Origin of the sequence: Halosimplex rubrum (assembly GCF_013415885.1) — an archaeon.
GTDB lineage: Archaea > Halobacteriota > Halobacteria > Halobacteriales > Haloarculaceae > Halosimplex > Halosimplex rubrum.
In genome coordinates, this window is record NZ_CP058910.1 from 1,484,222 (window position 1) to 1,506,856 (window position 22,635).

The 22,635-nt window shown below is 70.4% G+C and carries 28 protein-coding genes and 1 pseudogene; 14 read left to right on the forward strand and 15 right to left on the reverse strand.

Annotation, left to right across the window (positions count from 1 at the left end; all coding sequences use genetic code 11):
• Positions 1 to 36: 36 nt before the first annotated feature.
• The 3 genes from HZS55_RS07295 to HZS55_RS07305 all read right to left on the reverse strand — a co-directional run bounded on the left by HZS55_RS07295 (position 37) and on the right by HZS55_RS07305 (position 1,846).
• Complete coding sequence (locus HZS55_RS07295) at positions 37 to 549, reverse strand: winged helix-turn-helix transcriptional regulator (protein ID WP_179911041.1); 513 nt, start codon at positions 547 to 549, stop codon at positions 37 to 39.
• 19 nt (positions 550 to 568) lie between these two features.
• Positions 569 to 907 carry a DUF7471 family protein gene (locus HZS55_RS07300; protein ID WP_246308380.1) on the reverse strand — a complete coding sequence of 113 codons (339 nt, stop codon included), beginning with the start codon at positions 905 to 907 and terminating at the stop codon, positions 569 to 571.
• An 87-nt stretch (positions 908 to 994) separates the two neighbouring features.
• A complete protein-coding gene (locus HZS55_RS07305; protein WP_179911042.1) occupies positions 995 to 1,846 on the reverse strand; it encodes a ZIP family metal transporter in 852 nt (283 codons plus the stop codon).
• Between the two features lie 119 nt (positions 1,847 to 1,965).
• Here HZS55_RS07305 and HZS55_RS07310 point away from each other — a divergent pair, with 119 nt between their 5' ends.
• Complete coding sequence (locus HZS55_RS07310; protein WP_179911043.1) at positions 1,966 to 2,622, forward strand: rubrerythrin family protein; 657 nt, start codon at positions 1,966 to 1,968, stop codon at positions 2,620 to 2,622.
• Between the two features lie 126 nt (positions 2,623 to 2,748).
• The gene (locus tag HZS55_RS07315; protein WP_179911044.1) at positions 2,749 to 3,180 is read left to right on the forward strand and encodes a dCTP deaminase/dUTPase family protein; all 432 of its coding nucleotides are present in this window, start codon (positions 2,749 to 2,751) and stop codon (positions 3,178 to 3,180) included.
• Between the two features lie 19 nt (positions 3,181 to 3,199).
• Here HZS55_RS07315 and HZS55_RS07320 read toward each other — a convergent pair whose 3' ends face one another.
• Positions 3,200 to 3,376 (reverse strand): hypothetical protein, encoded by a 177-nt coding sequence (locus tag HZS55_RS07320; RefSeq protein ID WP_179911045.1) that lies wholly within the window; start codon positions 3,374 to 3,376, stop codon positions 3,200 to 3,202.
• A gap of 54 nt (positions 3,377 to 3,430) precedes the next feature.
• The gene (locus HZS55_RS07325; protein WP_179911046.1) at positions 3,431 to 3,658 is read right to left on the reverse strand and encodes a hypothetical protein; all 228 of its coding nucleotides are present in this window, start codon (positions 3,656 to 3,658) and stop codon (positions 3,431 to 3,433) included.
• Here HZS55_RS07325 and HZS55_RS07330 point away from each other — a divergent pair.
• The 3 genes from HZS55_RS07330 to HZS55_RS07340 all read left to right on the forward strand — a co-directional run bounded on the left by HZS55_RS07330 (position 3,657) and on the right by HZS55_RS07340 (position 5,066).
• Positions 3,657 to 4,211, forward strand: coding sequence for a GNAT family N-acetyltransferase (locus tag HZS55_RS07330; protein ID WP_179911047.1), 555 nt, complete (start codon positions 3,657 to 3,659; stop codon positions 4,209 to 4,211). The genes HZS55_RS07325 and HZS55_RS07330 overlap by 2 nt on opposite strands.
• A 130-nt stretch (positions 4,212 to 4,341) precedes the next feature.
• The gene (locus HZS55_RS07335; RefSeq protein ID WP_179911048.1) at positions 4,342 to 4,728 is read left to right on the forward strand and encodes a 30S ribosomal protein S6e; all 387 of its coding nucleotides are present in this window, start codon (positions 4,342 to 4,344) and stop codon (positions 4,726 to 4,728) included.
• A gap of 125 nt (positions 4,729 to 4,853) precedes the next feature.
• Entirely contained in the window at positions 4,854 to 5,066 is a 213-nt protein-coding gene (locus HZS55_RS07340; RefSeq protein ID WP_179911049.1) for a hypothetical protein, read from the forward strand.
• Here the strand turns inward: HZS55_RS07340 and HZS55_RS07345 are convergent.
• From HZS55_RS07345 to HZS55_RS07355, 3 genes are all read right to left on the reverse strand, one after another.
• Positions 5,030 to 6,202, reverse strand: a complete 1,173-nt coding sequence (locus HZS55_RS07345; protein ID WP_179911050.1) for an inorganic phosphate transporter — start codon at positions 6,200 to 6,202, stop codon at positions 5,030 to 5,032. The two genes, HZS55_RS07340 and HZS55_RS07345, sit on opposite strands and share 37 nt — an antisense overlap.
• 84 nt (positions 6,203 to 6,286) lie before the next feature.
• Positions 6,287 to 6,988: a DUF5828 family protein gene (locus HZS55_RS07350; RefSeq protein WP_179911051.1), complete on the reverse strand. Its 702-nt coding sequence runs from the start codon at positions 6,986 to 6,988 to the stop codon at positions 6,287 to 6,289.
• Positions 6,988 to 7,209, reverse strand: coding sequence for a hypothetical protein (locus HZS55_RS07355; protein ID WP_179911052.1), 222 nt, complete (start codon positions 7,207 to 7,209; stop codon positions 6,988 to 6,990). Before HZS55_RS07355 ends, HZS55_RS07350 begins: the two co-directional genes overlap by 1 nt.
• A 244-nt stretch (positions 7,210 to 7,453) precedes the next feature.
• Between HZS55_RS07355 and HZS55_RS07360 the strand changes: the two genes are divergently transcribed.
• Positions 7,454 to 8,086, forward strand: a complete 633-nt coding sequence (locus HZS55_RS07360) for a hypothetical protein (protein WP_179911053.1) — start codon at positions 7,454 to 7,456, stop codon at positions 8,084 to 8,086.
• Here HZS55_RS07360 and HZS55_RS07365 read toward each other — a convergent pair.
• The 4 genes from HZS55_RS07365 to HZS55_RS07380 all read right to left on the reverse strand — a co-directional run bounded on the left by HZS55_RS07365 (position 8,083) and on the right by HZS55_RS07380 (position 12,116).
• A complete protein-coding gene (locus tag HZS55_RS07365) occupies positions 8,083 to 9,948 on the reverse strand; it encodes a carbon starvation CstA family protein (RefSeq protein WP_179911054.1) in 1,866 nt (621 codons plus the stop codon). The genes HZS55_RS07360 and HZS55_RS07365 overlap by 4 nt on opposite strands.
• Positions 9,949 to 10,147: 199 nt before the next feature.
• Entirely contained in the window at positions 10,148 to 11,227 is a 1,080-nt protein-coding gene (locus tag HZS55_RS07370; protein WP_179911817.1) for an ArsA family ATPase, read from the reverse strand.
• A 76-nt stretch (positions 11,228 to 11,303) separates the two neighbouring features.
• Entirely contained in the window at positions 11,304 to 11,618 is a 315-nt protein-coding gene (locus tag HZS55_RS07375; protein WP_179911055.1) for a hypothetical protein, read from the reverse strand.
• 87 nt (positions 11,619 to 11,705) lie between these two features.
• Positions 11,706 to 12,116, reverse strand: a complete 411-nt coding sequence (locus HZS55_RS07380) for an SRPBCC family protein (protein ID WP_179911056.1) — start codon at positions 12,114 to 12,116, stop codon at positions 11,706 to 11,708.
• A 192-nt stretch (positions 12,117 to 12,308) separates the two neighbouring features.
• Here HZS55_RS07380 and HZS55_RS07385 point away from each other — a divergent pair, with 192 nt between their 5' ends.
• The 3 genes from HZS55_RS07385 to HZS55_RS07395 all read left to right on the forward strand — a co-directional run bounded on the left by HZS55_RS07385 (position 12,309) and on the right by HZS55_RS07395 (position 14,775).
• Entirely contained in the window at positions 12,309 to 12,833 is a 525-nt protein-coding gene (locus HZS55_RS07385; protein WP_179911057.1) for a hypothetical protein, read from the forward strand.
• An 81-nt stretch (positions 12,834 to 12,914) separates the two neighbouring features.
• On the forward strand, positions 12,915 to 13,361 hold the full coding sequence (locus tag HZS55_RS07390) for a thiol-disulfide oxidoreductase DCC family protein (protein ID WP_179911058.1): 447 nt from the start codon (positions 12,915 to 12,917) through the stop codon (positions 13,359 to 13,361).
• Positions 13,362 to 13,719: 358 nt separating this feature from the next.
• On the forward strand, positions 13,720 to 14,775 hold the full coding sequence (locus HZS55_RS07395) for a lysylphosphatidylglycerol synthase domain-containing protein (RefSeq protein WP_179911059.1): 1,056 nt from the start codon (positions 13,720 to 13,722) through the stop codon (positions 14,773 to 14,775).
• Between the two features lie 261 nt (positions 14,776 to 15,036).
• On the opposite strand, the pseudogene HZS55_RS22925 reads toward HZS55_RS07395, so the two are convergent.
• A pseudogene (locus HZS55_RS22925) lies at positions 15,037 to 15,324 on the reverse strand (FAD-binding oxidoreductase); the annotation flags it as partial.
• A gap of 119 nt (positions 15,325 to 15,443) precedes the next feature.
• Between HZS55_RS22925 and HZS55_RS07405 the strand changes: the two are divergent.
• Positions 15,444 to 15,734: a DUF211 domain-containing protein gene (locus HZS55_RS07405; protein WP_179911060.1), complete on the forward strand. Its 291-nt coding sequence runs from the start codon at positions 15,444 to 15,446 to the stop codon at positions 15,732 to 15,734.
• Between the two features lie 2 nt (positions 15,735 to 15,736).
• Entirely contained in the window at positions 15,737 to 16,315 is a 579-nt protein-coding gene (locus HZS55_RS07410; protein WP_179911061.1) for a VIT1/CCC1 transporter family protein, read from the forward strand.
• A gap of 45 nt (positions 16,316 to 16,360) precedes the next feature.
• On the opposite strand, the gene HZS55_RS07415 is transcribed toward HZS55_RS07410, so the two are convergent.
• Together HZS55_RS07415 and HZS55_RS07420 are read right to left on the reverse strand one after the other, a co-directional pair.
• Complete coding sequence (locus tag HZS55_RS07415; protein ID WP_179911062.1) at positions 16,361 to 16,810, reverse strand: pyridoxamine 5'-phosphate oxidase family protein; 450 nt, start codon at positions 16,808 to 16,810, stop codon at positions 16,361 to 16,363.
• Positions 16,811 to 16,902: 92 nt separating this feature from the next.
• Positions 16,903 to 19,617 carry a cation-translocating P-type ATPase gene (locus HZS55_RS07420; RefSeq protein ID WP_179911063.1) on the reverse strand — a complete coding sequence of 905 codons (2,715 nt, stop codon included), beginning with the start codon at positions 19,615 to 19,617 and terminating at the stop codon, positions 16,903 to 16,905.
• Between the two features lie 166 nt (positions 19,618 to 19,783).
• On the opposite strand from HZS55_RS07420, the gene HZS55_RS07425 reads away from it, so the two are divergent.
• From HZS55_RS07425 to HZS55_RS07435, 3 genes are read left to right on the forward strand one after another with little or no spacing between them, the layout of a single operon-like run.
• Complete coding sequence (locus HZS55_RS07425; RefSeq protein ID WP_179911064.1) at positions 19,784 to 20,458, forward strand: helix-turn-helix domain-containing protein; 675 nt, start codon at positions 19,784 to 19,786, stop codon at positions 20,456 to 20,458.
• 41 nt (positions 20,459 to 20,499) lie between these two features.
• Positions 20,500 to 21,360, forward strand: a complete 861-nt coding sequence (locus tag HZS55_RS07430) for an SDR family NAD(P)-dependent oxidoreductase (protein WP_179911065.1) — start codon at positions 20,500 to 20,502, stop codon at positions 21,358 to 21,360.
• On the forward strand, positions 21,357 to 22,625 hold the full coding sequence (locus HZS55_RS07435) for an MFS transporter (protein ID WP_179911066.1): 1,269 nt from the start codon (positions 21,357 to 21,359) through the stop codon (positions 22,623 to 22,625). The genes HZS55_RS07430 and HZS55_RS07435 overlap by 4 nt, the downstream gene beginning before the upstream one ends.
• Positions 22,626 to 22,635: the final 10 nt, after the last annotated feature.

Sequence of the window (22,635 nt, forward strand, 5' to 3'; positions counted from 1 at the left end):
GCCCGACCGTCCGCGCCACTCGGCTGTCCCGTCGGCCTACTCGGCGAGCAGGCGGTCGACCAGACGGGTGAACCGGTCGACCAGTCGCGCCGGCAGCGACGGCTCGACGGTGCGAAGCAGTCGGGCGGTCTCCTCGGGCGCTTCGAGCACGAGGGTCACGCGGCCGCGCTCGTCGCGGCGCTTGGCGACGAGGTCGAGGTCGGTCAGCCGTTCGAGGTGCCACTCCAGCGTGCTCCGGGCGACGCCGACGCCGTCGGCGGCCTCGGCGGCGGGCGTCGGCCCGTTCCGGAGAAGGAAGACGACGATGTCGGCGGCGGTCTCGCGGTGGAGGACCGCGAGCGCGCGCCGCTCGAAGGCGTCGCAGTCGGGCGGGTAGTAGTGGGTGCGGCCGTAGAGGTCGGCGGCGACGACGCGGTCGTCGAGCTTCCGCAGGTGGTACTGGACCTGTCCGGGCGCCAGGTCGAGCCGGCGGACGAGTTCGCTGAAGTAGACGCCCGGGTTGTCCGCGACGTGGGCGGCCACACGGGCGCGAGTGTCGGTGTCGGTCATTGTGAGCGGTCTGTCGTCGTCACTGCGGCTCCTCGGGGGCGCTCGGGCCGGCCGAACGCGCGTAGTAGATGGCGCCGAGCAGGAACGTCGCGAGCATGGCGTCGAGGGCGTGCTCGGCGAAGTGGTGCATGCCGGCGTCGAGCGGGCCGAACATCGCGAGCGCGGAGACGAGCGTACGGGCGAGCAGGGCGGCCAGCGCGAGGACGACCAGGAGATACGACCGGGAGCCCCGCTGGCCGAGCGCCGCGACCGCCAGCGCGAGCAGGAGCCCCGATCCGACGCCCGCCAGCAGGTGGACGCCGAGCAGGCCGGGGTCCGGCGAGGGCGCGGCGTGGGCGACCGGGCGCAGCGGTGTCACAGCCTCCGTAGTCGCCGCGCGCACCTAAGTCGGTCGCTTCCGGGCGATCGAACGCCGCGGACGACCCCGTCGACCGGCCGGCGGGCGCTACCCGAGCGACACGTCGAGATACAGCATGACGACGACGCCGGCCATCGTCCCGAGCGTCGCGACTCGCTCGTTGCCCCGGAGGTGGGTCTCGGGGACGATCTCGTCGCTGATGACGAACAGCATCGCGCCGGCGGCGAAGCCCATCGCGTAGGGCAGGATCGGCGCCGCGAGCGTCACCGCCAGCGCGCCCAGCAGGACCAGCGGTATCTCGACGAGTCCCGAACGGATCCCGGTGACGGCGGCGTAGAAGCGGCGGTCGAGGCCCGCGTTGACCGCGGCGACCGAGACGGCCAGTCCCTCGGGGATGTTCTGGATGCCGATGGCGAGCATGAGCGCGACGGCGCTCCCGATGGAGGCGTCGCCGGCCGCCGCCGAGCCGAAGCCGACCCCCACGGCGAGCCCCTCGGGCATGTTGTGCAGGGTAATAGCGAGAATGAACAGGACGACGGAGGCGAGGCGGTCGTCGTCGATGGGCAGGCCGTCGCCGGGGTCGGCCGCGTCCGCCCGGCGCTTCCCGGTCAGCAGGTAGTGTGCGTGCGGGACGAGCACGTCCGCTCGGTCCAGGGCGAGCGCGCCGAGGAGGACGCCGCCGAGCACCGGCAGGGGGTTGCCGCCGGGCGTCGCTTCGATCCCCGGGAGGATCAGGCTGGTGAAACTCGCCGAGAGCATGACGCCGGCGGCGAAGCCAAGCGCGCCGTCCAGCGCGCGCTCGGAGGGGTCGCGCCAGACGAACACCAGCGACGCGCCCAGGAGGTTGAGCCCGGCGATGACGAGTCCGCCGACCAGCGCCTGGACCACGAGCCGCTGGGACCCGAGCGTCTCGACGAGCATCTCGACCGGTCCGGACATCGCGTGGCGGGACGACGCGGGCCCCCGATATAAAGGTCGCCGACGCGTCGACCCGCTGTCGGCCGGACGCGACCGCGCCGACCGCAGGTATACCCGTCCGGCCGCCCAACGGACGGGATATGAACGGTCAGGAACTCCTCGAAGCGGTCCGCGAGGCGCGGGCGACGGAACTCGACCGGCTGGGGTCGGACAAGTACCTCATCGCCGCGACCGGCGCCGACCTGGAGCGGGCGCCGGTCCTGCGCTCGGTCGCCGAATCGGCCGCCAGCGGTCGCGATACCTTCTCGGAGTGGGCCGAGGAGGCCACCGGCGACGCGGCCTCGGCCTTCGGGACGACCGCAGCGGCCGAGACCGAACAGTTCGACCGCGTCGTCGCCTCGTTGGCCGAGTTACCGAACGACGACGCCGACGCCGCGGCGACCATCGACGGGACGGACGCGCCGCTACACGCCGCGCTGGCCGACACCGACGGGACCGTCGAGCGGCTGGCGGCGGGGTTCGTCGGCCGTCCGCTGGTCGCCGACCGGACGCTGCTGCAGGTGATCAACTTCTTCGTCAACGAAGCCGACGAGGGCCGGGCGGACCTGGCGCGGGAGCTGCGGAGCGACGCACAGGAACGGCTCGAGGAAGGTGTCGACCTGCTCGAGTCGGGCTGCGAGACGGACGCCGACTGGGAACGCGCCCGGGGGGCCGCCGAGAGCGTGGTCGCGGCCGCCTACGAGGGGTACGCGAGCGCGCTCGAAGCGATGGGCGTCGACCCGAAGCCGGTCTGCTAACTACAACCGTCCCTTCTGTCGTCGGGTGTCCTCGCTCGCTTCGCTCGCGCGAACGCCACTGCTCGACCCGCACTCGAACCGAACACCGACCCCACCCTTTTGCCCGGAGGGGTCGGAGACACGGCCGTGACAGACTTGACGGCGTTCGTCGACGGGATCGTCCACGAGCCGACCCAGACGGAGGGGCGCGGCCTCGACCTGACGGTGGCGGAGGTCTACGAGGTCGCCGAGCCGGGCCGCGTGGACTTCGGCGGGGGCGAACTCGAAGCGGCGGATCTCGACCCACACGACCGGCAGTACCGGGACGAGGACGACGATTACGAGTGGTGGCACCTCGACGCGGGCCAGTACCTGATCGAGTACAACGAGTCGCTTTCGGTCCCCGAGGATTCGGTCGCACGAGTACAGACGCGCGATGCCGTGGTCGCTCGCGGCGCGTTCCACCCGACGCTGGCGCTGTCGTCACTCGCGCACGTGCCACTGTCGGTCGGCGGCGCGGGACTACGGCTGAAAGAGAACGCCCGCGTCTCGACCGTGGTGGGGGTCGAACGGGACTGAGCGCCTCGAAGTGACGGCGCTACGCGGGGACGGCCCGGCGGGACAGTCCGTAGGCGACGGCGACGACGACCAGCGGGGCGACGGCGAGCAGCAGCGACCCCTTGATCACGACCGCGTACCAGCACAGGACGGCGTAGGCGAGCGCAGCGACGACGAGCCACGGACGGGGAACCAGCCGTGTGGACGCCTCGGCCATAGTGGGTCTGTGCACGGACTCGATAAATTATTTCCGGCCGACAGGACTGTCCGGTTACTCCCGTTCCATCTGTTCGGCGATCCGCTGGACGCCGTCGGCAATCGCCTCGACGGCGGCGACGACTCGCCAGACGAGGTAGCCGAACCCGATGAGTAACACCGGAAGGAGTCCCAGTAGGAGCGCGCCCTGGATCAGCAGCGCGTACGCCAGTATCAGGGCCGAGGCGAGCCCGAACCCGGCGACGATACCGCGCGACAGTTTCGGAGGGGACCAGCCGGACATGGGCGAGCGTTCGGCCCATCGTGTCAAAGTATTTGGGATAGAAGCGGGTCGCATCCGGTACGACCACGGGATTGACGGAGCGACCCTCCGGAGAGCGAGACGAATGTCGACGGCCACGGTTAGATCCGTTCGTCGGGACGAACTGGACGACCTGCTCGAACTGTACCGGCAGCTCAACCCCGCCGACCCGGAACTGGCTCCCGAGGAGGTAGCGGGCCAGTGGGACGAGATGATCGCCGACGCGGATCTCGACATCGTGGTCGTCGAGCACGACGGGCGGCTCGTCGCCACCTGCCTGCTGTCGGTGACGAAGAACCTGACGCGGGGCGCGCGACCGTTCGCGCTAGTCGAGAACGTGGTGACCCGCGAGGAGTATCGTGGGGAGGGATTCGGCACCCAGTGCGTCGAAGGGGCGGTCGAGCGGGCGCGCGAACGCGGCTGCTACAAGGTGATGCTGCTGACCGGGTCCGACGAGGCGTGGACACACGAGTTCTACGAGTCCTGCGGGTTCGACTCGGAGGCGAAGACGGGGTTCACGCTGGATCTACGGTGACGACGGGGAGGGGCAACGTGCGGTGGTGAGACGAGGTGCCGCCGAGCCGTTCGAGCGGGTGGCTCGGCGTGGACAGCGACGGACGGGGCGTTCCGACGGGCTTTTGAACGCGCGCCGAGTTCGACCGGGTATGGCAGATTTCACGGTCGCCGTCTCCGACCCGGAGGACGGCCACACCTACCAGGTCGAGATCGACGGACAGGACGCCAACCGGTTCATCGGCCGCGAGATCGGTGAGGAAGTCGACGGCGGGAGCGTCGGGCTCTCGGGCTACACCGTCGAGATCACCGGCGGCTCCGACGAGACCGGTCGCCCGATGCGCGACGACGTGCGCGGCACGGAACTCAAGCAGATCATGCTCGAAGGCGGCACGGGCTACGAGCCGGGCCGCGACGGCGAGCGCAAGCGCGTCACCGTCCGCGGCCGCGAGGTCGGCGAGGCGACCCGCCAGATCAACGCCCGGATCGCCGAGCGCGGCGGCGAGGACCCCGCCGAGCTGCTCGGCGACGACGAGTAAGTTCGCGACCGGCCTCCGGTCGAGGCGACGCTGCGTTCTTTTTCGGCTCGCCGCGTGGTGCGTGTTGACTCGCGTCGCGAGACGCGTCCCCAACGACTTTCCTCGCCCCGCCGCTCCACCCGACGATGGACTCGCTCGCGGGTCGACCGCTTCGGACGCTCGCGGATCGGCGGCTCCGGACGCTCGCGGTCGGTGACTCTCGGGCGCGACGGCGCCTGGTCCTGACGGTCGTCGGGCTGCTGGGAGCGGGATCGGTCGCGTTCCTGCTCGAACTCCACGAGGGGCATCGACGCCGAGGAACTCACAGCACGATGTCGACGGCGACGAACGCCCCGTAACTGACCCCCAGCGCCAGCGCCAACGACCCCACCCAGGCGGCGACGGTCTTGGCCATCTTCTCGCGGCTGACGGCGTTGTTACCGGCGGCGTAGCCGCTCCCGATGATCGCGGAGACGATGATCTCGTTGAACGAGACGGGGATCCCGAAGAAGACGGCGGTCTGGGCGATGGCGAACGAGGGGATGAGCGCGGCGATCGACCGCCGGGGGCCCAGCGAGGAGTAGTCCTGCGAGATAGCCTTGATCATCCGCGGCGCGCCGGTCCAGGAGCCGATCAGGAGGCCGAGGCCACCGCCCAGCAGGACGGCGACGATGGGGAGGTCGAACGGGTCCAGCAGGGGGACCAGCGGCCCGATCGCGAGGCCGACCTGGCTCCCCCCAGCGGAGAAGGCGACGAGGCCGCCGAGGACCAGCAGGAAGTGCCGCTGGCCGCGTTGGCTGTCCTCGCGCACGTCCCACCAGAGGGCGAAGGCGGTACAGGCGGCGACCAGCAGCGAGACGGTCGCGCCGACGGCGAGCGAGGGGCCGCCGATCGCGGCGACCGCAGAGGAGACGACGGAGGCCTGCTCGCCGGGCGGCCCGAGGAAGACGAACTCGACGTTGGCGAGGATGATGCCGACGACGCCGGCGAGCGCGGGGACCGCCAGCCGCTCGGGGACGCCCTCGCTCCTGAGCAGGCGGGCGGTGGCGTAGGCGATGCCGCCGCCCACGAACGGGACGGCGAGCCACAGCGCGGCGATCTGGCGGTACTTGGCCCACGCGGGGTCGCCCCCGAGCGCGAGGCCGACCCCGACGACCGCGCCGGTGACGGTGAACGCGGTGGCGATCGGGTAGCCCGCGAAGACGCCGATCGCGACCAGCGTCGCCGCGGTCAGCAGGCCGACCACGGCGGCGGTCGGCGAGAGCGTGACGCCGCGGATGAGTTCCTGTCCGACCGCCTCGGTGACGTTCGCGCCCTGAAAGACCGCGCCGGCCAGCCCGAGGATCCCGACGACGAAGCCGGCCCGCATCACCGAGATCGCGTTGGCCCCGACCGCGGGTGCGAAGGGCGTCGACCCCGAGGAACCGGCGCCGATCGCCCACGCCATGAACAGACTCGCCAGAGCCGCGACCACCAGTATCGCCAGCGATGCCATCTGCGGTCGGATAACGGCGGTTGGTATAATAGCCTGCCGACTGCGGTGCGGGACAGCGGAGGGAAACGGGTCGAGCGACCCGAGTCAGGTCGTCTCGGAGTCGGCCTGGTCCCCCAGGTCGGGCGCCTCGACGCCCTCGGCGGCCTCGGCGGCGTCGGTGGCCTTCTCGGTGTCGACGTGCCAGCGGTCGACCGTCGACTCGTAGTCGGCCAGTTTGTTCGAGACCTTGATCTTCAGGTCGTCGTCGTTGACGTTGATCTCGAAGACGTACTCCGGACGGTCGTCGCCGTTGACCCGCTGGAGGTTCGCGCTGACGAGTTCGTTGTCGAAGTAGTAGGGCGCGATCTGGGTCATCACGTTGCGGTAGACCGCGTCCTCGACCTTCCGGACGGCCTTCCGACCGGCCGAGTCGGCCGCGCGGGCGACGTAGTCGAGGGACTCGCTCCACTTGTCGACGGCCGCGTCGGTGTCCTCGTCTTCGAGGTTCTCGTAGGATTCGGTGAGCTTCTCGCCGGCTTTCTGGAGGTCCTCGTCGGGGTCTTTCCCCGCCTTCTCGCCCTCTCCCTCCTCGACGCTGGCCTGGTCGGCGGTCTTCTCGTTGACGTCCTCGTCGAGCCGCTCGTGGCTCTTGGGCCGCCACTCGTCGAACTCGTCGAGGGCGGCCAGCGACACGTCGTCCTCGCCGTCCTCGCGCAGGTCCTTCAGCGCGCGGACGATGCGCTCGCCGTGTTCGACCGCGTCGACCCATCCCCCGCGGGTCTTGAAGCCGGAGACGCTCTCCTCCATTATCGCCCGTAGGTGATCTTCGTCGCGACTCGGTCGATCCGGCGCTTCGCCCGGGCTATCAGGATCTGCGGTTTCGCGACGCGGCGCAGCTGGTCTTCGGGGACCTCGATGCGCGCGTCGCCGAACGGGTCGCGGTCGCCGTCGTCGTCGCCCTCGCTCGCGGCACTGACGACGCTGGTCATGCTACAGCGACCGCACGCCTCGGTGTCTTTCGGAGCCATCGATTCAACGGTGGTTTGCACTCGTCGGGGTTAAAGGTTGCTTGGCGTGCGAATTCACGACAGGATCGACCGCTGTCCTCGGATCCCGGCCGATGCGGGCAGCCTACTACCGACCGTCACCGGGGACGCGTTCCGGGGAGACGTTTTTACCGCCCCCGCCCGACGAGTGTGGTATGAGATGCCACCACGTTTCCGCGGGTGGTCGGGGCGTCGGCGACGGCCGCGTCGCCGAGGGAGGCGAGCGATGAGCGACCGCGGGGGACGCGACGGCGCGGGGGGCGGGAGCGCGGACCCGGACGAGGCGACCGCGACGGGCGAAGAGGCGCCCGAGGACGTGCCGGTCTGGGAGGACGAGTACGTCGAGCGGGTGAGCGGGCGGCTGCTGCACAACTTCGACCTGGAGAAAGAGCGAACGGTGGCGGGCGAGCCGTTCGCGCTGTACGGGCGGATGGACATCGAGAGCCGCAAGCAGCTGTTCCACGCGGCGCTGAACTACGCGAACCACGGCTCGACCGAGCACCTGTTCGTCGCCCGCCGGGACGGCGTCGGCGTCGCGGACCTGGAAGCGCTCGTCGAGTGGGCCCACGACCTGGCCGACGAGTGGATCGACGCCGACGAGGAACACTTCAGTACGGACTTCACGGTGGCGCTGGTCGTGCCGCGGATTCCCGAGGCGGTTCGCGAGTTCGTCGAGCGGTTCAAGGACCGGACGCTGATCAGGTACGGCTACTACGGTCACTACGAGGTGAACCTGGTCGTGGTGGCGCCCGAGCGCGAGGAGATCGCGACGAGTCGGGCGACGGACTTAGACCGGGCGTTCGCGCTGTGGGCCGAGCCGGAAGCGGAGTCGTCGGGACTCCTGAGTCGGCTGTTCTAGTCGTCGCCGGGTTCGACGCCGCCGCCCTCGGTGGAGCCGACGATGGCCTCGCGGTCGAGGCCGCCGCGGGCCTCCTTGACGTTGTCGTAGCTGAACCAGACGAGCCCGAAGATGAGCCCGACGAGCACCAGCGCGATGACGCTCTGGAGAGCGAGCGACGCGGCGCCGACGAGTCCGCTGTACTCGCCGGCCACGAGTGCGGTCGGGTTGCGGTAGAGGCCGATGGTCGCGAGCGCGATGACGGTCACCGCGAGCATGAAGACCAGCGGCACGCCGGTGCTGACGAGCTGTTTGTTGTCGTCCCAGTTGGCGAGCCAGACGGTCGCGACCAGCAGCGCGAGCGCCGCGAGCGCCTGGTTGGCGCCGCCGAACAGCGGCCAGATGTTCGACCACTGGCCGGAGGCGACGAGGAAGTAGCCCGCCAGCGAGAGGACGCCGGCGTTGACGTAGCGGTTGGTGACGGTGCGTTCGAGGTCGGTCTCGGGCGTGCCGACGATCTCCTCGAGCATGTACCGACCCAGTCGCATCGCGGTGTCGGTGCTGGTCAGCAGGAAGCTGACGAACACGAGGCCGATGAACGTCGCCGCGGCGGTGACCCCGACGCCGAAGACCGTCAGCAGGGCGCCGCCGCCGGCGGGGAACGTGACGAGCGCGGAGCTGAGCGAGTCGCCCGCGCCGACGACCAGCGAGACGGCGAGGATCGCGGTGATCGCGAGCAGGCCCTCGCCGAGCATCCCGCCGTAGCCGATGAGCCGGGCGTCGCTCTCCCGGTCGAGTTGCTTCGCGGTCGTCCCCGAGGAGACCAGCGAGTGGAACCCGCTGATGGTCCCGCAGGCGATGGTGACGAACAGGAACGGGAACAGCGCCCCCAGTTCAGGGTGGATGAAGCCGGTCCAGCCGGGGATCTGCGTCGTCAGCGACGTGACCTGGACGCCCTCGATACCGGCCGAAGCGACGTTGATCGTGATGTCGGTGAAGCCGACGACCGTGCCGACGATGGCGCCGAGGATCATGCCGCCGACGCCGACGTACAGCAGGCTGGAGGTGAGGAAGTCACGGGGCTGAAGCAGCACCCAGACGGGCAGGACGCTCGCGGCGAAGGCGTAGAGGACGGTCACGAGCACCCAGCCGGCCATGTTGGGGTTGGTCGCGCTCGCCATCGGGAGGAAGTCGCCGCTGCTCCCCAGCAGGACGATCGTCTCGGCCGGCAGCCCCTCGCGGGCGAACAGCGCGACGGGGTACTCCAGGCCGACCCAGACGCCGCCGAACACCATCGCCACGAAGGCGACGGCGCCCGGCAGGAACGGGCCGTTCAGCTGGTAGAGGTACACCCCGAAGAGGATCGCCAGCGCGATGTAGACGAACGACGCCGTCGCCGTCCACGGGAAGGCGTCGAACACCAGCCCGATCAGGTAGGCGAAGGCGGCGATGACGAGGATGATCGTCAGGTACGCGAACCACAGCAGCATGTCCTTGCCGCGCTCGCCGACGTACTGCCCGATGATGTACCCGATCGACTTGCCGTCGTGGCGGACGCTCGACGACAGCGACATGAAGTCGTGGACCGCGCCAAAGAGCGGGTTGCCGACCGCGACCCAGACGACCGCCGGGATCCACCCGAACGCCGCGGCGGCCGTGATCGGCCCCGCGATCGGCGCCCCGCCCGCGATACTCGAGTAGTGGTGTCCCAGTAAGACCGGCTTTTTCGACGGGACGTACTCCTGTCCGTCGTCGTATTTATGTGCCGGTGTCTCTCGGTCGTCGTCGAGTTCGACGAACCGGGCCAGGTACCTCGAATACCCGAGATACCCCACCGAGAACGTTGCCAGTGCCGCTATCGCGAGCCACATCACCTGTACCATGTGTTGTCACCACACACCGTACATCACGAAAGAACACCATAAAACTTGAAGATTATGATATACTATATCCGACACTTACTGGACGTAAAACGGCGGTACGAGCGACCGTGTCAGGTCAGTGCGCGGTGCGATACCTCCCTCGCGGGAGAGCGGTGTTCCCTGCGTTATGGATCCGGCGGCGAGCGCGGTCGGTCCCGTCTCACGCTTCGACGGACGCCGCGTCGACGTCGACGGCGAGGTCGTCGGCCACCGCCGCGAGGAGGTCGCCTTTCACCTCGCGGACGCGCGACTCGATCTCGGCGACGACCGGTTCGTCGAACTCGCTCCGGATCTCGTCGATCCGCTCGCGCTCGGTCGCGACGCGGTCGCGTAGCCACGTCGCGCCGCGGCCGCGCTCGTCGTCGTCGGGCGCGGGCGTCACCCTGTTGACGACGAGCCCCTCCACCCCGAGGTCCTGCTCGGCCATCTCCGCGACCGCGCGCTCGGTCTCGCGGATCGACAGCTCGTCGGGGTTCACAACGAGGAAAAAGGCCGACTCCTCGCGCAGCGTCCGGCCGGCGAACTCGAAGCGCTCCTTGCGACCCTGCAGGTGGGCGATCAGCGGGTCCTCGTCGAGCTTCCGGCGGGCCTCCCGGCCGCCGACGGCCGCCTTCTCGAACAGGTCGACCGACTTCGTCCGCTTGGCGACGAGCCGTTCGATCCACCCTTCGAGGAACTCCGGCAGCGCGAGCAGCCGCAGCGTCCCGCCGGTCGGCGAGGTGTCGAAGACCACCCGGTCGTAGTCACCGCTCGCGGCGTCTACCGCTCGCTCGTTCCGAGGCGCTCCCTCCGGTCGCGCCTCGCTGCTCGCGGGTCGTCCCTCCCCGCTCGCACTGTCCGAGGCGTCTGACGACGCCTCGTCGCGCATGACCCGGACGAACCGGTCGAACAGCGCGGCCTCGTAGGCGCCCGGCGTCCGGTGGGCGAGTTCGATCTGGCGGTCGATCTCGTTGACGATGGCGGCGCTGACCTGCTCGTTCATGCGCTGGCGGATCTCCCCCATGTGCCGTTCGACCTCCTCGTCGGGGTCTACTTCCATCGCCCACAGGCCCTCGTGGCCGTCGACCGCGCTCGGGTCGTCGTCGAAGGCCTGGTCGAACACGTCGGCGGTGCTGTGGGCCGGGTCCGTCGAGACGACGAGCGTGTCCAGCCCCGCCTCGGCGCACTTCAGCGCGTAGGCGCAGGAGACGGTCGTCTTGCCGACGCCGCCCTTCCCGCCGAAGAAGACGAACTTCTCCACGGTCAGGCCCTCCGTCGTCTCGCGGCGCTCGATCCGACGCCGCTCGGTCGGGTCCGTCGTCGGTCGACCCCCCACATCAGTGGACGTGGTACTGCTGGCCCTTGCGTTCGAGCCACGACCCGCGGTCCCACATGCGCCGCTCCCAGGCCTCGAACTCCTCGGCGAGGTACGGCAGCAGTTCGACCGTGTAGTACGACACCGGGCTCGGGATGCCGAAGGCGTCGGCGAAACAGGCGAACAGGAACGTGTCCTCGACGTCCTCGGCCTCCTTCTCGATCTTCTCGAAGGAGGGGTGCTCGACCATCCCGTGATAGAGCCCGTGGAGCCACTCCTCGACCCACTCGCGGAACGACGCGATACGCCGGGCGAGCGGCCGGCCGTCGTCTGTCATGAACGTTCGTAGTAGACCGTCGTACTTAAAGATGTCAGCGGCCCGCCGCGGCGGGCGTCGCCGACGGGCGCGGGGACGCCGCTCTATCTACCCGAGGTCGTCGGCGAGACGGGCGAGCGCGCGGTCGAGTTCGCCCCGGCGCTTCCAGGCGGCGACGCGGTCCGTGACGGCCGCCAGCGGGAGCCCCAGGCCGACCCCGGAGGTCGCGGTGACGCGCGTGCCCTCGTCGTCGGCCGCCCAGGTGAGGTCGGTCCACATCTCGTCGAACGGGCCGGCGTCGCCGACCTGCTCGTATCGCAGTCCGGCCTCCCGGGGTTCGAACCGGAGGGCGACGCCGACGCCGCGGGCGCCCGCGGTCACGAAGGTCGCCTCGTCGCGCTCCTCGATGTCGAGCACTTCGAAGCTCCCCTCGTACTCGACGACGACGCTCGGTTCGAGCGCTCGGCGCACCTCGGCCGGCGTCGCGCCGACGAATCGCTCGACCGTGACTTCCCGCATCGACCCGTTCGTCGGGGCCGCGGGGCTTAAACGCTGGCCCGGTCCCCTACGGCGGGCGCGCCGTCGCGTCCGTCCGCCGGTCTCGCGGGGAAATCCTTACCAGCGGGGCGTCCGTTCGGTCGGAGACATGTGTGGGGTCCGAGTGCGCGACGGCGCGTCGAGCGGTGAGCGAACGGCGACGCGAGGGGTGCGATGACCCGCGAGTCGCCCGACCGGACCGGCGCGGAGCGGGCGACCGACGGGTCGCCGGGGCTCACCCGCAGGGCGGCCCTGGCGGCGGTCGGCGCCGGGGCGGCGACGGGACTCGCGGGCTGTCTCGGCGGCGGCCGCGAAGAGATCGTCCTCACCGGGATGGAGCTGTACAACTGGACCGGCGCCTCGATCACGGTCGAGGTCACCCTCTCGGCGGGCGGGTCGGAGCTGCTGGCGACGACCGAGACCGTCGCGAACGACTCGAGTACGCGGGTCACCCGCGACTGGTCGGGCGAGCCCGCCGCCTACCGCCTGCAGGTCGACGCCGTGGACGCCGACCTCGCCGTGGACGCGGACCTGCCGGACGGCACCTGGCCCCGCGGGCGGTGCGCCTGGGCGGAGGTCGACTTCGGCAGCCCCAACCGCGAGCGCGAGCCCGGTGGCGCGACGGTAGCGTACTCGGCCAGTGCTCGCCTCCGCGAGAACGACGAGGGCCCCTTCGGCGAGCAGTGCCCCTCGGAGTGACCGTCCCCTTCTCCCGGAGTCGGCCCTCAGTCGGCCGGGGGCGTGGGGTGTTTCAAGTGCGTCGACCGCCTACTCCCGACGATGGCCGAGGACATTCCGCGCGAGAAGCCGATCCTGCTGTTCGACGGCGTCTGCAACCTCTGTAACGGGTCGATCCAGTTCGTCATCGACCACGACCCCGAGGGCGTCTTCCGGTTCGCGCCGCTGCAATCGGACGCCGGCGAGCGGTTGCTGGACGACGTGGGCTTCGAGGACTACGACTTCGACACGTTCGTCCTCGTCGACGGCGACGACTACTACACGAAATCCGAGGCCGCGCTGCGGGTCGCGCGTGAGCTGGAGTTCCCCTGGTCGCTCGCGGGCGCGTTGCGCATCGTGCCGCGGCCGCTCCGGGACGTCGTCTACGATACGGTTGCGAGTCACCGTTACGCCGTGTTCGGCAAGAAGGCCCAGTGCATGATCCCCTCGCCGGAGATCCGCGAGCGGTTCGTCGAGATGAGCGCCGAGCGCGCCGAAGCCGACGACTGACGACCGAGCGCGGCGGCCCCAGTCGCCTTCGGGGCCGACCATCAGCACTCCCCGCAGTTCGCACTGCGAGGCGCCGTTTTCGACGCCCGCGAGCGCCGATCCGCTCTTCGTCCGCGCCGGAACCGACCGTCGCGTCGTCGCGGCTCTACCCCGCGCCCATCGGTCGGTCCGGCGCGGTGAGGGACGGTCTCCGCCCGCGTCACAGTTATGCCCGTGTATCCCCAAACGCGGGTACCATCTCGACGGGTACGCGGGACGGGCGATCGAACATGTACGGGCACTATCCGCGGCGTGCGGACGGGCGGCGGCGACCGACCGACGGCGGCGGTCGCGAGTCGACGCGGCAGTGGGTGGTCGCGTGAGTTCCGCGATCCACCGCTCGGAGCGCTCGCTCGGGCGCGCCGCGCGCAGGGCCTTGGCGGTGATCGCGACGCTGGCGGCCGTCGCCGGAGCGGTCGCGGTCGTCGGTCCCGGGGCGATACGGGCGGCGCTGGCCGGCGCGGACGCCGGGACGGTCGCGCTGGTCGCCGGCGTCGCGGTCGCGGTGCTACTCGCGCGCGGGCTCGCGCTCCGCGTCCTACTGGGTATTCTCGGCCACGACGCCCCGCTGACTCGCGTCCTCGGCGCGTACGTCGCGACGACGGTCGTCAGCACGGTCGTCCCCGGCGGGCAGGCGGGCGGTGCGCCGGTCAACGGCCTGCTCGTCGCGCGCTCCTCGGCGGCCGACTACGAGGACGGCGTCGCCGCGGTCGTCGCCGTCAGCGCCCTCACCAACGTCCTCGTCGGGGCGTTCGGCGTCGTCGGCGTCGTCGCGCTGCTCGCGACCGCGGACGCCGGTCACGTGGCCGGGCTCGCGTCCGCCGGCGTCGCCCTCGTGGCCCTGGCCGCGGCGGGCGCGGTCGGCCTCTGGCGGGTCCGCGACCGCGCGACCGAGCGGGGCGTCTCGCTGGCCGCCCGGCTCGCCGCCGCGCTCCGGATCGTCCCCCGCTTCACCCCGCCGGACCGGGCGGCCATCGCCGAACGGGTCGGCCGGTTTCGGACCGCACTGGCGCGCCTGCGCGGCGGGTCGCCCCGGCAACTCGCGACGCTCGTCGGCCTGCTCGCCGTCGCCCACGCGCTGACGATCGCCGCGCTGTGGCTCTCCTTCCGAGCGGTCGGCGAATCGGTCTCGGTCGGCGTCCTGCTGGCCGTGATCCCGGCGGCCGTCGCGGCGGCGGTCGTCCCCGCGCCGGGCGCCAGCGGCGTCGACGCGGCGCTCGTCGGTCTGCTCGCCGCCGGCACGACCGCCGTCGCTCCGGTCGCCGGCGCCGCCGTCCTCGTCTACCGCGTCGCCACGTCCGGTCCGACCCTGGTCGCCGGAACGAGCGCGGTCGCGGTGATGGCGTCGCTCGGCTGGTTCCGAGACGCCGACTGACGCCACCGACGCCGACTGACGCCACCGACGCCGACTGACGCCACCGACGCCGACTGACGAGCCGCGCTCGCCGAAGACGAGGTGGGCGTCGCCGACGCCGACGCGGGCGTACTGCTTGACCATCGGGTAGATGGGGGTGATCCCGGTCCCGGTGGCGACGAAGACGGCGTCGCGGGCGAAGCTGCGGACGGAGAGGGTGCCGTCGACGGGTTCGACCTCGATCTCGTCGCCCGGCCGTCGCTCGTGCATGAACACGGAGCCGTTGCCGTCGTCGTAGCGCTTGATCGCGAGGACGAGCTCGTTCGTCCCGGGGAGGTTCGCGGCGGTGTACGGACGGGTCTCCTCGTCGCCGTCGAGTTCGAAGTGGACGGCGGTGTGTTGCCCGGGCTCGTAGCGAAAGCGGTGGTCCTCGGCGACCAGCCGGAACTGCTTCACGTCCGGTGTCATCCGATGCACGTCGGCGACGGTGACGGTGATAGACATGGGGAACCGCGCTATAGTAGAATTTGAAAGCGTTTGCTCGTCGACCGCGCGACTGCGTGCGGTCATCCGAGCGATGTCTTTCAAATTCTACTACAGGAGTCGCCGACGGAACGACGTGCTGGCGACCCGACACCTGACGGTTCCTCTGGCCCGCACTTTTGTACGTCGCGGTCTGACGGCTCACCATGGCACCCGTTCGCCGACTCGTCGTCGACGTGTTGAAACCGCACGACCCGCCGCTGCTCGCCTTTACCGAGCACCTGAGCGAGCTCGACTCCGTCGAGGGCGCGAGCACGTCGCTGGTCGAACTCGACCAGGAGGTCCAGAACGTGAAGATCACGCTCGAGGGCGAGGACCTGGACTTCGATGCCGTCGAGGCGGCCGTCGAGGACCTCAGCGGGACGGTCCACTCCGTCGACGAGGTGGCCTGTGGCGACTACGTCGTCGAGCACCGGCTCACGCCCCAGGACGGCTGACCGTGTCCGTCCTCGACCGCGCCCGCCGCCTGCTCGGCAAGGAAGACGTCCTCTCGATCGCCCGGCGGTACTTCGTCTCGAACGGCTTCGACGGGACGCTCACGGCGATCGGCGTCGTCGTCGGTGCGGTCCTCTCGGGCGTCCCCGACGGCGCGACGGTGATCAAGATCGGCGCCGGCGCGGCCGTCGGGCTGGGTACCTCGGCGGTCTGGAGCGTCTGGGAGATCGAGCGCGCCGAGACCCGCGCGGAGATCCGCCGCGTCGAGCGGGCGATGCTCACCGACCTCGACGACACGCGCATCCAGCGCGAGCAGAGCGGCGCCCGCGTCGTCCACGCGGCCGCCAGCGGCCTCGGCCCGCTCATCGGGATCGTCGTCCCCCTGATCCCCTTCTTCTTCGAGGGGACCGTCTTCTCGATGGTCGAGGCCGCGCTGGCTTCGGTCGCGCTGGGCGTCGGCGTCCTCGGCGCCTTCGGCGCGTACATGGGGTCGATCTCCGGCCAGCGCTGGTACGTCGCCGCCGCCCGGATGGGGCTGGCGGGCCTGGTCGTCGCCGTCATCAACGTCTTCCTGCCGGGGTGACCGACGGCGCGAGCGAGGCGGTCACGCCGGCCGCGCGGCCCCGACTCAATCGTTGACTGGCGACTCCCGGCGGCCGGTGAACTCGTCGGGGTCGAGCCGGAAGAAGTCGAACGACACCATCCGCAGCGGCTCCTCGAACACGTCGACCAGCGGGATGTCGACCCGCTCCATCTCGGCGAGCGTCTCCGTCGCGATCCCCTCTTCGTCGACGTTCTGGAGCCGCCCGCGGGCGACCACGCTCCGCCAGCGCCCGTCCCCGTCGCCGTACGCGACGAACGTCACCGCTCTGCCCGACAGGTCCCCGGGGTCGTCCTCGTGACCGAGCGAAACCCGGAAGTGAAACACGCGACGTTCCGCGTCGTAGCCGTACGACACCGGGACGGCGTCCGGCGGTTCGTCCCCCTCCGTCGACAGCGAGAGCACTCCCGTCCCCCCGCTCCCCAGGAACTGGTCGACCGCCGCCGCATCCATCTCGACCTCCTCTGCGTCGGTCATACAGACAGGTACGCACGTCGCGTTGTTAAGCCCGCCGCCGGCACCGTCGTCTCCGGCTGCTCTCCCACTGTCTCGTCGCTTCGCCCCCCTCGTTACGCGCCGCCCGGCCCCGTCTCCGGGGCCGCGTCCGCCGTCCCGTTCGGGTCGCGCAGGCGCCGGACGCCCACGGCCACGAGCAGGTACGCCGGGAGCGTGACCGCGAAGACGCCGGCGATGGTCCCCCAGTCGCCGACACCGAGCGCGACCGTGTCGAAGTACGCGGCCAGCGGGCTGTACAGGACGGCCAGCTGCAGGGCCAGCGAGCCCGCGACGGCGGCGAACAGCCAGCGGTTCGACAGCGTCGGCGTCTCCCGCAGCCAGCGGACGACGAACAGCTTCCCGAACTCCAGAACGACGAACGCGGTGAAGATCATCGTCCGGACGTAGGCGTCCACCTCGCCGGCGCCGTCGAGCAGGAGGGCCAGCAGCCCGAGCATGACGGCGGTCGTCACCGCTCCCGTGCCGCCGACGAGCCCGAGCATCGGCCGGTCGACGATGCCCCTGTCGGGTTCGCGCGGCGGCCGCTCCATCACGTCGCCGCTCTCGGGGTCGGCCCCCAGCGCCAGCGCGGGCAGCCCGTCGGTCAGCAGGTTGATCCACAGCAGTTGAACCGCCGGGAGGACGAGATACCCGCCGAGCGACGCGAGGAAGACGATCGCGACCTCGGCGACGTTGGCGCTCAGCAGGTAGGCGACGAACTTCCAGATGTTGTCGAAGATGGCTCGACCGCGCTGGACCGCCCGCGCGATGGTCGCGTAGTTGTCGTCGAGCAGGACCACGTCGCTGGCCTGTTTGGCCACGTCCGTCCCGCGGACGCCCATCGCGACGCCAACGTCGGCGTTTTTCAGCGCCGGCGCGTCGTTGACGCCGTCGCCGGTCATCGCCACGGTGCGGCCGTTCGCCTGCAACGCGCGCAACACACGGACCTTGTGCTCCGGGGAGGCACGCGCGAACACGTCGACCTCGCCGACCCGTTCGCGGAGTTCGTCGTCGCTCAGCCCCTCGATCTCCCGACCGTCGACCACGTCGCCGCCCAGCCCGAGTTCCGCGCCGATGGCCGCCGCGGTCCGGACGTTGTCGCCGGTGATCATCTTCACGTCGATGCCCGCCCGCCGGGTCCGCGCGACGGCGTCGGCCACTTCCTCGCGGGGCGGGTCGAGCATCCCGATCAGGCCGACGAACACCAGGTCGTCCAGGTCGTCGGCGCCGTCGAGTCCCCCCTCGCCATCGGCGTCGAACCCCCGACCGTCCTCGGTGTAGGCGACCGCGAGCACGCGCAGCGCGTCGTCGGCGAACGCGCGGGTCCGCTCGCGGACTCGCTCGGCGCCCGCCTCGTCCAGCTCGTCCGGACCGTCGTCGGTCAGCACGCGCGAGCACTTCTCGACGACCACCTCCGGCGCCCCCTTGACGTAGGCGCGGTCGCCGTGGACCGTCCCCATCCACTTGCGTTCGGAGGAGAAGGGGATCTCGTCGGTCCTGGGGTGCCCCTCGCGGAGCGCGGCCACGTCGAAGCCACGGTCCTCGGCGGCCGCGACGAGCGCCCGCTCGGTCGGGTCGCCCTCCTCAGCGGTCGCGTCGTTGCAGAGTGCGCCCGCACGCAAGAGCAGGTCGACGCGGTCGCGTTCCGTCGCCGCCCCGCTCTCGACGGGGTCGGTCGCCGCCGTCGCGCCGCCGTTCGCGGCGGCCGTCCCCTCGCCCTCCGCGGCGGCCACCGCGTCGAAGTCGACGACGCCGTCGTCGACCCACAGCCGGCTGACCGCCATCCGCCCTTCGGTGAGCGTACCCGTCTTGTCGGTACAGACCACGTCGACGGCGCCCAGGGCTTCGACCGCGGGCAACCGACGCACGAGGGCGTTCTCGTCGGCCATCCGCCGGACGCCCAGCGCGAGCGTCAGCGTCACGACGGCCGGGAGTCCCTCCGGGACGGCCGCGACGGCCAGCGATATCGCCGTCAGCGCCGTCTGTAGCGGCTCGACGCCGCGGAGCCAGAGCAGGGGAACGACCAGCGCCGCCAGCCCGACGACGCCCAGCCCCAGCGTCCGTCCGAGGTCGTCGAGCTCGGCCTGCAGCGGCGTCTCGGTCTCCTCCGTGTCGGCCAGCTGGCGCGCGATGGCGCCCACCTCGGTGTCCTCGCCGGTCGCGGTCACGACGAACGCCCCCCGGCCGCGGGTGACCGCCGTGGACTTGTAGCCCATCGACGACCGCTCGGCCAGCGGCGCGTCGGCGGCGACCGGCTCGACCGACTTCGAGACCGGGAGGCTCTCGCCGGTCAGCGCCGCCTCGTCGACCTCCAGCCCCGTCGCCTCGACCAGCCGGCCGTCCGCCGGTACCACGTCGCCGCCCGACAGTTCGACCACGTCGCCCGGGACCAGCTCGGTCGCCTCGACCTCGTCGGTCTCGCCGTCGCGGCGGACGACGGCGCTGGGCGCGGTGAGTTCCCGCAGCGATTCGAGGCTCTGCTCGGCGCGGTAGTCCTGGACGAACCCGAAGACGCCGTTGGCGACGACGATGACCGCGATGAGGACGGCGTCGACGGCGTGGCCGGCCCACACCGACAGCGCCGCGGCGGCGAGCAACACCCAGATGAGCCAGCTGTCGAACTGCGCGAGGAAGATGTCGACCGGCGAGCGGGCCGCACCGCGGGCGATCTCGTTCGGGCCGTGTTCGTCGCGCCGTTCGGCCGCTTCGGCCGCCGAGAGCCCCGACTCGTCGACCTCCGCGTCGGCGAGCGCCTCGTCGATCGACCGGCTGTGCTGGGGCTCTGTCACTGCCAGCGCCTTCTCGTTCCGGTCCTATCGGTGTTTGGTCGAGTCGGCGTTCGCGCGACCGCCCGAATCGCGGTCCCGAAACAGCACGGCGATGCGACTCCGTATTCAGCGGGCGTTACTCGCGCTCTCCGCAAACTTAACTGTGGGCGGGATCTGTCCCTGAACAATGGCGATCACCACCGAATTCATTCTCAGCTCGCCCGTACTCCCACTCGTCAGTATCACTGAGCGACTCCCACCGAACGAGATTGAATGCACCCACGCACTCTGTCTCCAGTCAGACGTTCGGATGTTCATCGTTCAGATCGACCCCGACGACGATGTTGCCGAAGCGGAACTCGTCGCGCTTGACGAGATCGAGGAGACGACCGTGCTCGGAGAGACGAGCGAAAAAGTCGTCTACAAACTCACTGTCGACATCGACGAGTCGGTCTCTGCGGCGTTCGATCCGGAACGCATCGACGGGGCGCCCGTCGAACCGACGACCATCACGCCGGAGGGGTGGCACGAACGAAAGGTGTTCACGGACTTCGAGGCGTTTACCGAGTTCCGCGAGAGCTGTGAGGACAACGGGATCTCTTTCGACCTGCTCTCGATGACCCCCGATCCATCGCAGGCCGATGAAGTGTCACAGGACGGGCTGACGGACCGACAGCGAGAGGCGCTCACACTCGCAATCTCTCGTGGGTACTACGAGAGTCCCCGTCAGGTCACGACGGAAGCTCTCGCCGAGGAGATGGGTATCTCCCAGCCCTCTCTGTCCGGCCTCCTCCGCAGAGCAGAGCGCCGAGTGCTCACCGCCTCGCTCGATACTCGGGTTACCTTAAACACCCTCTCCTGATAGGATCGGTTCTATTCAGTACAGTGGCCTCGATTCGAGTGATGCCATCAACGGCTGAGTCCGGGTGTGACGGACAGGTCTGGTTCATTACGGGTGCGAGCCGCGGTATGGGTCGTGAATTCGCCACAGCCGCTTTGGAAGCAGGACACGCTGTCGTGGCCACCGGCCGGGAGATCGACGCCGTGGCCGAGGCCGTCGGCGAGTCCGAGGATCTTCTGGTCGCGGAGTTGGACGTTACCGAGCCCGAAGACGCCGAGTCGGCAGCGCAGGCGGCCCTGGATCGGTTCGGCCGGATCGACGTGCTGGTCAACAACGCCGGCGTCTCGTACAAGGGCTTTTTCGAAGAGATGGAGATAGCGGAGATCAGACACCAACTGGAAGTGAATCTCTTCGGAGCGATGCGTGTCACCCGCGCTGTCCTCCCGGTCATGCGCGACCAGCGGTCTGGGCACGTCGTCTCCATTTCCTCGGGCGCGGGGCTACGGGGGTTCGGGTTCAGTTCGGCCTACGCCGCCTCGAAGCACGGGCTCGAGGGGTGGATGGACGCACTCCACGACGAGATCGAACCCTTCGGCATCGATACGACCGTTGTCAACCCGGGGTGGTTCCGAACGACCCTCCATTCTGACCGATCGATGCCGTTCACTGACCCCGCGATCGACGACTACGACGAGCGACGCGCGGAGCAGATCGAATGGTGGGGGAAACAGGGTGGCCAACAGCCCAACGACCCGGCCGAACTCGCCGACGCGCTGGTCGAGATCGCTGCCGAGGACGACCCGCCGCGCCGGTTCGTCGCCGGTGAAGACGCGGTCGAACTCGCCGAGGGGAAAGCCGCCGGACTTCGCGAGCAGGTCGACGCGTATCGCGACCGTTCGACGTCGATGAGGTACGACACGTGAGCGACTCGGAGATAGGGACCGCGACTGCAACCGAGCCGTCAACCGCACGCCAACAGGCCATCGACTCCGCGCGGAGCTGGCTGCTCGTCGCGCTGGGCGTCTGCATGCTCACCACCATCTGGGGCGTCATATTCACGTTCACCGTCTACGCGGGTCGGCTCTCGACCGCGTTCGACCTCACTGGGCTACAGGCCTCGTCGGTCTTCTCGATCACGACGGCGGTGTTTCTGGTCTCGGGCGGCGTCTTCGGCGTAGTCGCCGCGCGATTCCCGCTGCGGCCGGTCGTCGCGGCCGCCGGTGTCGGTCTGGCGGTCGCCGCCGCCGGACTCGGGGCCGTCGACTCGTACGTCGGCGTCATCGCCGCGTTCGCGCTGCTCGGGACGGCCGGCGGCACGGCGTTCATCGTCGTCGTCTCGCTGGTCCCCCAGTGGTTCGACGCCCACGAGGGTACCGCGATGGGCATCACGATGGCCGGCAACGGGCTCGGCGTACTCATCGTCCCGTTCGCGTGGCTCTGGCTGTTCGACCGCGTGGACTTTCCCACCGCCTTCGCCGCCGTCGCCGGCGCGGCCGCGGTGGTCGTCATCCTGTCGAGTCTCGTCTTCCGGCGACCGCCCGGCCACTCCGAGACGACGAGCACTGTCGGCGTCGACTGGCTGCGCCGGCGGCTCGCCGACAGATCCTTCGTCGGCGCGGCGCTCGGCTACGGCTTGCTGTGGGGCTGGTACTACGTCCTCTCCTCACAACTGGTCGACATCCTCACGGGGAACGGCGTCGACGCCGCCGTCGCGGCGGGCGCGTTCGGGATCGTCGGTGGTGTCAGCATCGTCGCCCGCGTCGGCGGTGGCTTCGTCGGCGACCGCCTCGGGGCGCGCAACGTGTTCGCGGCCTGTGTCGCGCTCACCGCCGCGTGCGTCCTCGTGCTCCCGGCAGTCGGGTCGCGACCGGCGCTGTACGCCGTGCTGGTCGGCTTCGGTATCGGCAACGGGACCCTCGCCGCGCTCTGGTCACCGATCGTCCTCACGCGATTCGGTTCCGAGAACGCAACGGCGACCGTCGGCCTCCTCAACACCTCGACCGCCGGTGCGGCCTTCCTCTCGCCGCTCGCGATCAGCGCGCTTCGCGGCGTCACGGGCGGCTACACCGTCCCGCTCGTCGCCCTGGCGCTCGTCACCGCGGTCGGCGTCGCGCTCTTCCATTGGGGGACCGCCCCGGCGAGCGAACGGGGGGTACTTGAACGGGCTTTCAGGATAGCATCGGACTGAAGGACGGACC